General features: G+C 61.1%; 13 protein-coding genes. 2 read left to right on the top strand and 11 right to left on the bottom strand.

Annotated features, from left to right (window positions below; all coding sequences use genetic code 11):
- The 10 genes from EN893_RS04295 to EN893_RS04250 all read right to left on the bottom strand — a co-directional run.
- The coding region (locus EN893_RS04295) for an MBL fold metallo-hydrolase (RefSeq protein ID WP_128361416.1) at positions 1-347 on the bottom strand (347 nt) is incomplete at its 3' end.
- Positions 348-589: 242 nt separating this feature from the next.
- The gene (locus EN893_RS04290) at positions 590-1,762 is read right to left on the bottom strand and encodes a serine hydrolase domain-containing protein (protein WP_127267176.1); all 1,173 of its coding nucleotides are present in this window, start codon (positions 1,760-1,762) and stop codon (positions 590-592) included.
- 14 nt (positions 1,763-1,776) lie between these two features.
- Positions 1,777-2,604, bottom strand: a complete 828-nt coding sequence (locus EN893_RS04285) for an ATP-binding cassette domain-containing protein (RefSeq protein WP_024504916.1) — start codon at positions 2,602-2,604, stop codon at positions 1,777-1,779.
- A gap of 20 nt (positions 2,605-2,624) precedes the next feature.
- Positions 2,625-3,662, bottom strand: coding sequence for an ABC transporter permease (locus tag EN893_RS04280; RefSeq protein ID WP_236382680.1), 1,038 nt, complete (start codon positions 3,660-3,662; stop codon positions 2,625-2,627).
- A 99-nt stretch (positions 3,663-3,761) separates the two neighbouring features.
- The gene (locus EN893_RS04275) at positions 3,762-4,766 is read right to left on the bottom strand and encodes a substrate-binding domain-containing protein (protein WP_127267178.1); all 1,005 of its coding nucleotides are present in this window, start codon (positions 4,764-4,766) and stop codon (positions 3,762-3,764) included.
- A gap of 149 nt (positions 4,767-4,915) precedes the next feature.
- Complete coding sequence (locus tag EN893_RS04270; RefSeq protein WP_127269691.1) at positions 4,916-5,881, bottom strand: ABC transporter permease; 966 nt, start codon at positions 5,879-5,881, stop codon at positions 4,916-4,918.
- On the bottom strand, positions 5,878-7,446 hold the full coding sequence (locus tag EN893_RS04265) for a sugar ABC transporter ATP-binding protein (RefSeq protein ID WP_127269689.1): 1,569 nt from the start codon (positions 7,444-7,446) through the stop codon (positions 5,878-5,880). The genes EN893_RS04270 and EN893_RS04265 overlap by 4 nt, the downstream gene beginning before the upstream one ends.
- Entirely contained in the window at positions 7,443-8,369 is a 927-nt protein-coding gene (locus tag EN893_RS04260; protein ID WP_164748758.1) for an ABC transporter permease, read from the bottom strand. The genes EN893_RS04265 and EN893_RS04260 overlap by 4 nt, the downstream gene beginning before the upstream one ends.
- 161 nt (positions 8,370-8,530) lie before the next feature.
- Positions 8,531-9,769: a substrate-binding domain-containing protein gene (locus EN893_RS04255; protein ID WP_024504910.1), complete on the bottom strand. Its 1,239-nt coding sequence runs from the start codon at positions 9,767-9,769 to the stop codon at positions 8,531-8,533.
- 250 nt (positions 9,770-10,019) lie between these two features.
- On the bottom strand, positions 10,020-10,751 hold the full coding sequence (locus tag EN893_RS04250; RefSeq protein WP_050580511.1) for a GntR family transcriptional regulator: 732 nt from the start codon (positions 10,749-10,751) through the stop codon (positions 10,020-10,022).
- 233 nt (positions 10,752-10,984) lie between these two features.
- On the opposite strand from EN893_RS04250, the gene EN893_RS04245 reads away from it, so the two are divergent.
- Positions 10,985-11,389 (top strand): hypothetical protein, encoded by a 405-nt coding sequence (locus tag EN893_RS04245; RefSeq protein WP_024504908.1) that lies wholly within the window; start codon positions 10,985-10,987, stop codon positions 11,387-11,389.
- 7 nt (positions 11,390-11,396) lie between these two features.
- The gene (locus tag EN893_RS04240) at positions 11,397-12,269 is read left to right on the top strand and encodes an alpha/beta hydrolase (protein ID WP_127267385.1); all 873 of its coding nucleotides are present in this window, start codon (positions 11,397-11,399) and stop codon (positions 12,267-12,269) included.
- 72 nt (positions 12,270-12,341) lie between these two features.
- Here EN893_RS04240 and EN893_RS04235 read toward each other — a convergent pair.
- A partial coding sequence (locus EN893_RS04235) for an ABC transporter permease subunit (protein ID WP_164900713.1) occupies positions 12,342-12,794 on the bottom strand: 453 nt, incomplete at its 5' end.

Genomic DNA, 12,794 nt, shown 5'->3' with positions numbered 1-12,794 from the left:
GGATGCATGTGCGTGATCAGGATGGTGTCGATGTCAGCGGGAACAATGCCGATTGCCGCCAAGTTCCGGCAGACCATGCCCAACGTCGGTCCCGAACGCGTTCCACAGCCCGTGTCGACAAGCGCCACATGATCGCCGGTCCGGAGCAGAAAGGCATTCATCGTCATTTTTGGCGGAACCGGACGGAACGCCGCTGTTTCGATGCGGATGCAATCCTCCTGATCGATACCCGCGATCATATCGAAAGTGGCCTGAAAGGTACCGTCATTGACCGCAGTCACCGTCATGTCGCCGATGGCGATGTGATAGGCACCCGACGGCTGGCAGTGTGGTTTGGCTGCTGTCACGTCACATTCCCAAGGTTCTTCGGGAGGGTGCAAGCGGAGCGGAGAAGCGCCCAATCTTCAGCGGGCCGTCAACGCAAGCGCTCGGCGAAGCCTGGGAGCACGACCGCCATCCTCCAAAACGGCCGAGATGGCGAACCGGAACGACCGCCATTAGGTCTCTTAGGACATGGTCCGAAGGAACGGAAATCGTAAATTGCCAAGCAACCATCGCGTTCGGCGATGAGAGATGGGGGCGATCGTCGCTACGAAGGTTTGCTCGGTCCAAAGTAGAGACCGCGCTCGAAGCCTTCATAGAGTTTCAGAGTGATCGGATCCCCGAAAGGCAGTATCTGCGTCATGATCACGCCGCCTATGCTTCTGTAGCGATCCACCCAGAAATAGGTATTGGCAAGGCCAGCCCAGGTCATGCTGCCGGCGCTACGCCCATTGGGCGAATCACTCGTATTGAGCAGAAAACTCAATCCCCATTTCTGCGGCATGCCAGGGAAAAAATCAGTATCGTTGGCGAGATCCTTCAACACCGAGGTGAGCACGCCTGCCTTGATGTCGCCGATGCTATTCTGGCCCATGAGTTCGACGGTATCCGGCTTGAGCACGACAGTGCCATCCTTGGCTCGCCCGTCATTCAAGAGCATCTGGATATACGACGCGTAGTCGCCAGCGGTTCCGTAGATGCCGCCGCCGCCCATGAAGAATTCGGGCTGCTGGGAGATCTCATGCTCGATCGGAATAAGCGAGCCGTCTGCTTGGCGGCGATGCACGTCCGCCAAGCGCTCGCGCCACGCCGGTTTTATCAGAAACGCCGTGTCGTGCATCCCAAGGGGCGCGAACAGGTGCTCGCGCAGATAGTCCTCGAGCGATAGGCCGCTGACAGCTTCGACGACCTGCCCGGCCCAGTCGATGCTGATGCCATATTCCCATTTCTCGCCCGGATCGGCCACCAGAGGCTGAGCGAGCGAACTCAACTTGCAGTCGACTAGCAGCGGTATGTGGTTCTCGCGCATATAGCGCTCGACCGCCTTATTCCAAATGTCGTAGCCATAGCCGGATGTGTGCGTCAGCAGATGCCGGAGTGTGATCGGCCGCTTGGCCGGCCGCACCATTGGCGTGCCGTTCGCGTCGAAACCATCGAGAACCTCTGGTGAGGCAAGCGACGGCAGGACGCTTCCGATCGGTTCGTCCAGAGCGACCCGCCCCTGCTCCACCAATTGCATCGCCGCCGTCGCCACCAGGGCCTTGGTCATCGATGCGTACCAGAAGACTGTGTCCAGCGTCATCGGTGCGCGCCTGGTAAGGTTACGCAGGCCGAAGGCGCCCTCATACAGCCGGGTCGTTTTGTCGACCGCGATGGCAACGACGCCGGGCACGTCACCGCGCTGCGCCGCCCTGCGAAGCAAGGCGTCGATCGAATGCACATCGCGTGTGGTCACTATTGCGTCTCTCCCAGGGGCGTTGTCGTAACTGTCGGCGCCAGAACGGCGAGCTCGCCCGCTATGTCCTCCATCTGCTCGCCTCCTGCCATCAGCGACAGCAGTTCCGTGCTGCTCTTTTCACCGCGCTTGAAACTGGCCGCAACACGACCCTGGATCAGGACGGTGAACAGGTCGCCCACGAGCGTGGCATGATGTGCATTGTGCGTTATGAAGACAATGCCGACACCCTCGGCACGCGCCGCCTGTATGAAGCGCAGCACGGTAGCGGCCTCCTTGACACCAAGTGCCGATGTCGGCTCGTCCAGAATCAGGACGCGGGCGCCAAAATACATAGCTCGCCCGATTGCAAGCACCTGTCGCTCACCCCCCGATAGCGATCCCACCAATTGGTTGCCGTCGCGCACACGCGTGATCCCGAAGCGCCTTATCTGCTCCACGGAGACGCGGTTCGCCTTCTCGATGTCTAGCCGCTGGAACGGCCAGACACCTTTCTTGGGCTCGGCGCCAAGAAAAAAGTTCCTGCCCACGCTCATCAGCGGAATGGTGCCGATATCCTGATGCACTGTGGCGATACCGCGCGCTCGGGCATCGCGCGGATCGGTGAATTGCGTTTCCACGCCATCAAGTAGGATCTTGCCTTCACTAGGACCGTGAAAGCCCGACAGGATCTTAATTAATGTCGACTTGCCGGCACCGTTGTCACCTAGAAGGCAAACCACCTGCCCGGCTGGAACGCTAAGAGACACGTCAGTAAGCGCCTGGACGCCGGCAAAGCGCTTGGAGACGCCTTGCAGTTCGATGAGGGGGCGGTTTTCAGAAGCCATGCAGAACCTCGCGCTGTCGGCTAGCCAGCGCTCATGGCGAGGCGCCGGAAGTAGTGATTGGTGATCACGGCCGCCATCAGCAGAACGCCGAGAAAGAGCTGGACCCAGTCGGTGCTCCATCCGGTGTAGAAGATGCCGATATTGATGACGCCGAAAATGACGGTGCCGAGAAACACCCCGAACGCGGAGCCGTAGCCGCCGCCGAGCAGGACGCCGCCGATTACGGCGACGATCGGTGCCTGAAAGACATAGCCGAGGCCGGCAGTCGCGTTGCCGGAATGATATCCGATCGCCTGGATGACACCGACAAGGCTCGCGCCAAGACCGGTCATCATGAACAGCACGATCTTGACAAAACCTGTCGGTACTCCGGCGCCGCGCGCCGCGACAGGGTTTCCACCGGTCGCGAATATCCAGTTGCCGAACGCGGTCCTCGCCAGTACCCAACCGCCAAAGATCGTGATGGCGAACCACCACAGGATCGAGATGTTTGCCTGGCCCCAGTTCGATGCGAAGACAGCATCTGAAAGCGGTGTCGACTTCACCGAGACCGAGGTGGTGTTGCTGAGCAGCCGCGCCAGGCCAAGTGACAGGCCGCCTATGCTGAAACTGCTGGCAAGCGTCACGATGAAGGACGGCAACCCGGTGCGCACGACAAGGAGACCGTTCAGGACGCCGACAGCCAGGCCAAGTGCAAGGGCGGCTGAGATCATGAGCCACACGGAAAAGTCAAACAATGTCGTGCCGATCGCAACCGTGATCGACGCCGCGCCTACCACCGCGCCGACCGACAGGTCGAACTCGCCCGCAACCATGAGAATGCCGACCGGTATGGCGATGATGCCGAGCTCGGCTGCGGTGTTGAGCCATCCGGCGGTGCCGTCGAAGGTTACGAAGCCGTACCGATAGGCCGTCGCCGCGAAGAAAGCATAGACGAAAACGGTGGCTACGAAGGCACCGAACTCGGGTCTGCGCACTAGACTGGACGGAGACCAGCTCCGCATTGGCCGGGAGGTGGCGGCCGATGCGTCACGCAGCGCCTGGGTTTCCAATGTCATGAGCGTCATCCGGCAAGTGCTGGGATTGGTTGAGAAGATCCGAGGGACAGTGAAGGCGGGATCTCGGGCGCGCCACGATCGCAGGGAGCTGGCGCGTAATCAGGACGCCCCTCTGACGCCGGGATAGGTCACGTTGACTTTCAGCACCTCGTCAACATTGTCCTTGGTGATCATCAGCGGACCGGTTGATATCTGACCCATTGGCAGCATCTTGTATTGCACATACTGGTATGCCGCGAGCAAGGCGTAGTAGCCGTCGAGATATGGCTGCAGGTCGGCGATGAAGAGCAGGTCGCCGTTCTTCAAGGCTTCGAGCGAGCCGAGCGACAGGCCGAGCGAAGCATTGACGATCTTTCTTCCGCTCTGCTTGACGGCCTCCACGGAAGCAACGCCCTGCACGGCGCCAATGGTCCAGATCGCATCGATCCTCTGATCGCTTTGCAGCGCACCACGGATGGCGCTGCTGACAAAAGTGGGGTTGCTGGCATCGGAGAACTGGATGGTCAGGACCTTGGAGTCGCCTCCGGCCGCCTTGAAGGCATCGTTATAGCCGAGGCAATCCAGGTCCAGCGTGGTGTTGCCGGGAACGTGATTGACGCAAAGGCCGAATTTTGCACCGGCCTTGATCTCCCTCTCACCAACCGAGCGACCGAGGTCACGGGCGCTGAAGCCTACGTATGAAATCGCGCCGATATCCCGCCAGGAAGCGCCACCATCATGCTGAATGATGACCGGGATGCCGCTGGCCGTGATCTCCTTGATGATGGGGTCGAGCGTGTCCGGGAAGTAGTTGCCTATGACCATGGCGGCCGGCTTCTGGCTCGCGGCCTGCTTCACCAGCTTGGCGTAGTCGGCGACGAAATTGTTGGGATCGGTGCCGGTGATCCACTGGTAGTCGACATTGAGGTCACGAGCAGCGTCGTCGCCGCCCTTCTTCATCGCGCCGAAAAAGGGATCCCATAGCGGGCCGCCCAGCATGACGATGCGCGGCTTGTCCTGGGCGCTGGCGGCACCGGCCGCGCTTAGCGAAGCCAAGACGCAGACACCCAAAAACGCAACTGCGGCCACGCCGCGCCGTGCCAGCGAAGCTGGTAGCATGTTCATGATCTCCTCCCAAAAGAACCGGCCGATAAGACCGACATGAATTGGTCTAGGTCAAACGGCTTTGGGCGCTAAGTCGTGGTTGAGCATCCAACCATCGCGATGCGCGAAGCTTGCCGCGACGACTTGCTTGGCCGCGGAGGCAACGCGGCTCAGCCGAGCTGCTTTGTCATACGGCCGCGCCGCGCGCGCTCGCCGGCTGCGTTCAAGGTCAGCGCAACCAGAAGGATCAGGCCGTACATGATCTGGATGTAGAAGATCGAAACCTGCGCCAGCGTGAACAGGGTCTGGATCAGGAAGAGCAGCGTGCCGGCCGCGGCTGCACCCAGCATGCCCCCTCGCCCGCCGGTCAAGGCGATGCCGCCCAGCGCGACGGCAGCGATGGAGGTCAACGTGTACGGAACGCCGACGCGTGGATCACCCGAACCGAGGGCAGCGGTAAACACCAGCCCAGCGATCGCCGCCAGCACGCCGCCAATGACGTAGGCGATGATGCGCACGCCCGCCACATTGACGCCCGATGCGTAGGCAGCGCGCGCATCCCCTCCAACGGCGAGCAGGTTGCGGCGGTAGCCTGTCCGCTCGAACGCCAGCCAGACAAGGCCAAGCACGATGAGCAGGACGAGCATCCCCGAAAGTCCGCCATAGCTGTCTGCAAGACCGAGCAGCCATTGCGGCGCCAGACCGCCGGCCATGGGCAGCATCTCTAGCGTAATGCCCTGGAAGGCGAGGAACGTGCCCAAGGTTGCGATTATCGGCTGGACGCGCACGACTGCGATGAGGAAGCCGTTCAACAGGCCGGACAAGATGCCGACGCCCAGCGAAGCGCCGATGATTGTCACCGGATCGGCCCACCCATTCGGCACGAGGATCGACGTCACCATGGCATTGACGAGCCCCGCAAGCGGCCCGACCGAAAGGTCGATCCCGCCCTCTCCTGAAAGCACGGGCGCGGTCTGGGCCATGGCGGTGATGATGAACGGCGCCACGCCGATGAGCATGCCGTTCCAGTTCGTCACATCGGTAAAAGCGGGGCTGGCGAAGGCGTTGAGAGCAGTAAAAATGACCACCGCAATGAGCACGGGCCATGCGTAGCTGCGGTCGCCGAGCCACTTCATGTCGAGGTCTCCAGTCGGCGTTGCGAGAACATCGCATCGATCAATGCGCGTTCACTAAGGTCGCCGCGCTCGACGATCGCGCTGACGGCGTGATCGTGAAACACAACCACCCGGTGGCAAAGCAGGCACAGTTCCACCAGTTCGGTCGACAGCATCAGGATGGAAACGCCGCTCAAAGCGAGATTATTGAGCACCTCGTAGAGGTCGCGCTTGGCACCCAGATCCACACCACGCATCGGATCGTTCAACACCAACACACGCGGTTGGGTGGCGATCAGACGCCCGAGTAGCGCCTTCTGCTGGTTGCCGCCACTCAGCGCCGATATCGGCGTGTCGAGCCCAGCCATCTTGACCCTGGTCCGCCGAGTGACCTCGCCGGCGACCTCTATCCGCTTCCTTGTGCCCAGCACACCCCAACGGGCGAATGAGCCGAGCGCCGATACGGTCACGTTGTCGAGCACCGACAGCGGGGCGAAGATACCCTCGGATTTGCGGTCGCGCGGCAGGAACGCGATCTTCGCGCGCGCCGCGTCGCGTTGCGACCGTATGGTCATGGTCCCGACGTGCACTGTCCCCGTGGGCGCGCGACGCAGACCAGCGATGCACTCCAGCAGGGCGACCTGGCCGTGCCCCTCCAGCCCCCCCACGCCAATGATCTCGCCGCGACGAAGGTCGAGATCCAGTGTCGGCTTGCCTTCGAGAACCGACAGGCCTCGCACGCCGACGATCACCTCGGCATTGGCGGGAATAGTCTCGCCGCAGCCTTCGCCTTCCGCCGCCCGCGCACCTTCGCGCGTCGACATCAGGTCGAGCAGGATTTCGCTCGATACTGCGCCGCGCTCCAGCGATGCGACGCTCCGGCCAGATCGAAGTACCGTCGTGCAATCGGCAAGGGCGTGAATCTCGTCCATGCGATGCGAGACAAATAGGATCGATCGCCCTTCGCCACGGAAACTTCGTAGCACTTCGAAGAGACGATCGCGGTCTTCGATATCGATCGCGGAGGTCGATTCATCGAGGATAAGCAGGCGCCAGGGCCGCATAAGAGACCGTGCGACGCCGATCATCTGGCGGTTGGCGAGCGATACCGTGCCGGCCAGCCGCTCGATATCAAGATTGCCGATACCGACAGCCGCCAGTGCTTTCCGCACGGCTTCGCGCTCGCGCAAGGGGGTCATCTTGCGACGGATCATGCCGTCCAGGCCCAACATGACATTGTCACGAATTGACATGTCTGGAAGGACCAGCGTCTCCTGGAACACCGTAGCAATGCCGGCGTCCTGCGCGGCACGCGGATTCGCGAAACTGGCTTGCCGGCCGAGCCAATCCAGTGTGCCCGCTTCTGCGCGGACGATGCCGCTGAGTATCTTGATCAGCGTGCTCTTGCCCGAACCATTCTCTCCGACAACGGCATGGATTTCGCCCTCGCGGATCGACAGCGAGCAGGAATCAAGCGCGATCGTTTCGCCAAATGTCCGGCGAAGCCCATCCGCGGACAGAAGCAGCGGCATGCCCTTGCGGTCGGCGGGCGGTTCTATCGCGCGCTGATGGACCGCGCTCTTCATATGCGCATACTCAGATGCGGTTCGCGGCCATAGAGCGCCACGAGCCCGACGATCAGGAAACCGAGGAATATCTGCTGTGCCGCCTGGTCGAGCCCGAGACCGACAAGGAGGGTGCTAAGTTCTGTTACGACAAGACAGCCGGCAATTGTGCGCCCATAGCCGCCGCGCCCGCCGGTCAGCGGCGTGCCGCCGACGACGACTGCTGCGACAGTGGTGAAGAGGTAGGCTGCGCCGACGGTCGGATCGGCCGCTCCGCTGAAGCCTGCAAGTAGAATGCCCGTCGTCGCTGCCAGGAAGGCACTGAGCGCGTAGACACTCATCCAGACGAGCAGCATCGGCACGCCGGCCAATTCGGCGGCGCGAGGATTTGCCCCTGCGGCGAACATCCAGCGGCCGAGCTTGGTCTTGCGCTCGAGGAATAGGATGCCGCCGGCGATGAGCAGCCAGATCACCACGGAGCCGGGCAGCGGGATGGGACCGGTCTTGCCGATAACCGAAACCATGTTGACGAGCCAATCAGGCACCAAGCCCGAAACCTCGCCATGCGTCCCTGCCCAGATGGCGCCAAGGATGATCGAGCCGCTCGCCAGCGTCACCACGAGCGGGTTGAGCTGCAGGTATCGGGATGCAAAGCCGTTTGCCAGACCGATCAGCGTCGCCAGCGCTAGAATGAACACGGCCGCAGCAAAAGCGGAATAGCCGGCGCCGTAAAGCAGCGCGAACAGCACGTTAGACAAGCCGATCACAGCCGGGATCGAAAGGTCGAAGCCGCCGATGACGATCGTCAGGGTCTGGCCGATCGAGGCGATGCCAAGCAGACTGGAAAGCAGCAGAAGCGACAGCAGGCTTATGACGCTGGCATAGCCGGGAATGAAGACGTTTATGACAAAGAAAAGGATGAAGGCGAGGAGAAACGGGGCCAAAGGCCCGGCCACTCGTTGGATGGTCTTGAGGGACAAGTCGGTCAAAGTGCGACTACCATTCATACCCGACGGGTGTGATCCTTTGAAAAGCAATGCCGCGCACGATGCGCAACTCCCTTATGGGTGCCCGCGCTGAACGCGAGCACCCATCGTGGTGCATTTCACTGCGGCTGGGCGTTGGTCGAGACGATCTCAACCTTGGCTCTCGGCTCGCCGCCGGTGAAGAACTGCTCGAAATACGAGTCCGGCACGAGGTGCAGGTCCTTGCCGTTGGCGAAGCAGGTGCTTTGCACGGTCATGGAAGCGTCGTAGTAGTCATTGAAGTTCTCCGCCGTGATGCTGGGCAGCGGCATGAAGATGGTGTTCACCTTCGGTTTTTGCCCGGCCATCATGTGCAGTGCAGGAATGAAGGCGGAATAGGCCATCGGACCGCCATCCTGGACAAAGGTGTTGGCGGTGAGGTTCTTTTCCTTCCAGTAAGCAAGCAGGCTGCAAAGGTTGGTGACTTCGGTGATGATCGGAAGCGCACGGCCCGACTGCTCGAACGCTTGGCCCACGCCAACGCCCATATTGCCTGTCGAGAACACAGCGTGCACAGGCTCAGGATGCGTCGCCAGGAACTTCAGCACCTCGGTTTTGGCCACCGACCCGGTCCACATGCCAAACAGGCTGCCGGCGACCTTAATGTCGGGAAACGCCTCGACGGCCTTCCGGAAACCTGTCTCCTGAGCGACCGTGTTCGCGGTCCCGGGCTGTCCGTTCATGATGAGGGCGGTACCTTTGCCGCCCAATTGCTTGGCGATCCACTCACCTTCGTACTGACCGCGATAGTAGGGATTGGTCGCTACGTTCAGCGCTTCCGGGCAGGTGACCGTCGAGTCGATGGTTACGAAAAGGATGCCCTTGTCGAAAGCCTCCTTGATGCCCGCGCAAAGGCCGGTCGCAGACCCCGGATAGCTCATGATCAGGTCACAGCCCTGCGCGATCTGCGCCTTCAGCTGCGTGAGCTCGAGGTTGATGTCGCCGTTAGAGTTCGTGACGTTGAGTTCGGGTTCAGCGAGGCCTTGATCGGCCAATTGCTTGGTCAGCGCCTTCAGCTCCGCCACAAGGTTGGCGCGCCACGAATTCCCAAGATAGGAATCATTGTGGCAAATCTTCCATGGCGGCGCATGGGGCTTCCAGTTAGCGAACGGATCGGCGACTATATTGGTCGCATACCAGTAGCCGCCGTAGTATTTCTGCGCCTCCTTCGGCACGGCGGCCAGCGCGGCTGCCTGCTCCTCGGCCGTCGGATCGGCCGCGTGACTAGCCGCCAGCCCGACCAACGAAAATGCTGCCGTGCAGGCCGCCACGGTGATCACGCGGGCGAACCGTACGGCTCTGTTCTTCCAGGTAAGCATGCTCTCCTCCCCTTTTTATCATGAGGTTCGCAAACCGCCGGAAGGACGAATCTAACCCTCGCCATGAGGGTCGCTCATAGCAAACGTTAAAGACCCTCCCTGCTGGCCTGTTTGGAACAGAACCCCTGCGATGGTTATAGGAGACACTGACAATTCAGCCGAAGTCGTCGTTGGCTATGCGGCCATCGCCCCAGACGATGTCCATGGGCGCGCTCCGCAGTTGCGACTGTCACTAGGTGAGGCGACTTCCTCAGGGCAAGACGGGCATCTTGTAGTTTGCCAGGAACTCCGACCAGCCTGTATTGATGTGCACTTCCATCGCACCCGTAGCGCCCTCAACATCGCCCCGCTCCAGAGCGGCCAGAAGCGTCACGTGTTCATCGAAAACGCGCGACTGCCTGCCCGGCATCTGGCTCAGCAAGTCGAGCGGATATTTGGCCCAGAGTATGCGCACGAAATCGAGCGTCTGCGCCTGGCCTGCCAGTTCGTATAGCCGGAAGTGGAAGCGAAAATTCTTCTCCTGGCAGGCGGCGCGGTCGCCAGCCCTGGCGGCCATGAGAAGATCGTGGTTGATGGCTTTGAGAACGTACAGATCGTTCGGCGACATGCGCCGCGCAGCTTCCGCGGTCAGGCGCGTTTCAAGCAACTGTCGTAACTGGTAGAGTTCCTCGGCACCTTCGATCAGGAAGGGTGCGACGATCGCGCCGCGATGGGCACTCACCGCCACATAGCCCTGGGCTTCCAGCAGCCGCAGCGCCTCGCGCACCGGCGTGATCGAGACGCCGAGCATCTTGGCGATCTCGGCCTGCTTCAGCTTCTGTCCACGCGCGAGGACACCGACGATGATCTTTTCGCGCAGCACTTCAGCAATCTGATACTCAGCCGTCGTCCGTGATTTCAAAGACCAGTCGCCGCTGTCGTCGGCGAGACTGCGCTTGCTGATCTGTTGCTGCAATGCGTCGAGCGGCTGGTGGTCGGTCATTCCTCATTTCCGAAGCCGACACTCGAAACTGCTGGTCGACCTACATCAGGATTTCCATGTTCGTCCCGTTCCCGCAACCACAATCGAGCGGTTCAGCGTTCGACGGGCATCAGAATATTGATTTCTTCAGCCGGACTCTTGAGATCGGTTGATTTCGGCCTCTTGGCGAGTTGGGATCACGGTGGATTTTTTCCCATCGCGCACCCTAACGGAAGCATGGAGGAGTATCGTCAGTGAGCGACAAGGACCAGTTGGTCATTCCCGTCAAAGCCGTCCGCGATGGCGTCAATAAGGACCCGGAGTTTGCGATTGCCGCCCGCTTCTGGAACGCCCGCATCCGCTTCTACAGCAACGAGGCGGACGAGTATTTCATGGAGATCCGGGATGGCCGCGTCGTGGACTTCCAGCAAGGAAGCGACGGCTACAAGTCGTCGACCATCTATGTCGGCGGGCCGCGGGAAACCTGGCGCGACATCCTGAAGCCGGCGCCGGCGCGCTTCTGCAACGACTTCTTCCCGGCGGCGATCCATCGCGGCATGCGGCTCGGCGGCGATCTGTCGTCGCTCTACGCATATTACAGCGCCTTGCAGCGAATCCTCGCCGTGATGCGCCAGGAGATCAACGGCGTGAAGGCTTGAGGGACGGATGATGGCAAAGTTTGCAAAGATGGAATGCGGCTATCTGTATCTGACCCTGGATGACACCGAGTACCGTATATACCTCGAACAGGCTGGCACCGGCATCCCGGTGCTGCTGCAGCACACGGCAGGCACCGATGCGCGCCAATGGCGGCACCTTCTCGAGGATGAGGAACTCACCCGGTATTTCCGTTTCATCGCGTGGGACTTGCCCTACCATGGCAAGTCGCTGCCTCCCCTCACCCACCGCTATTGGGAGACTGGCTACAAGCTCAAGATGGACTGGTTCCTGCGCTACGTGCTCGAGTTGTCAAAGGCGCTCGAGCTCGACAGACCCGTCTTCATGGGCTGCTCGATGGGTGGGCTGCTGGCGACCGATCTGGCGCTTTACCATCCCGAGCATTTTCGCGCCGCGATCGCGCTTGAGCCTCTTATCAAGAGCCCCGAGCCTGGCACGCTGACAGACTGGTACTGGCACCCAACGACATCCAACGACACACGCGCCGCCTTGCAACACACACAGTGTTCGCCGAGCAGCCCGGAGGTTTACCGCCGCGAGACGATCTGGATGTACAGCCAGGGGGCGCCGTCGGTCTTCCCGGGCGACCTGCACTATTATGTCGAGGAGCATGATCTCACGGATACGGCCAAGTATATCGACACGGCGAAGATCGACCTCTATTTGCTGAATGCCGATTACGACTGGTCGGCGACGGTCGAGGAAGGGCGTCAGCTTGCGTCGATGATACCCGGCTCGAAATGGGTGCATATGCGCGACATGGGCCACTTCCCCATGGCCGAGAACCCGGCGAAGTTCCGGGAGTATATCGTGCCAATCCTCGATGAGATCAGGGCGAAGTCAGCAAAGCGCACCGGCTGATACCGCCCCGGGAGGCCAGCGAAAAACGCAGGAAGCAAAATCGTCGACGCTTTTTCCAACCTGGATTCTGGTTTACTTGACGCTGCCCGCCGTCAGCCCGCCGATCAGCCACCGCTGCGCGAACAGCCCGATCAGATAGACCGGTATAATGCCGGTGAGAGACGCTACCGCCATCTGGCCGAAATTTATCAATCGCTCGCCCTGGAAAAGAGCTATCGCCACCGGCAGCGTTCGGCTGCCTTCGTCATTGCTGAAGGCGGAGGCGAGCAGGAACTCATCATAGGCGAGGATGCCACAAATCAAACCCGTTGCCACGAGGCCTGGCGCCATGACTGGGCCGACGAGGCGAAAGATGATCGTGAAATACCCAGCACCGTCGATCTTTGCCGCTTCGTCGATTTCCACGGGCACCCGTCGCAGGAAGCCTGACAACAGCCAAAAGGCCACCGGCAGGTTGGCTATCCCGTTGACCAGGATAAGGCCAGACAGGCTGTTGAGCAGACCAAGCCGACGCAGAAGCAGAAA

This window comes from Mesorhizobium sp. M7A.F.Ca.CA.004.04.2.1 (assembly GCF_004022825.1).
Taxonomy (GTDB): domain Bacteria; phylum Pseudomonadota; class Alphaproteobacteria; order Rhizobiales; family Rhizobiaceae; genus Mesorhizobium.
Note: the sequence above shows the minus strand (reverse complement) of the source record. Positions and strands in the feature narration are given on the sequence as shown.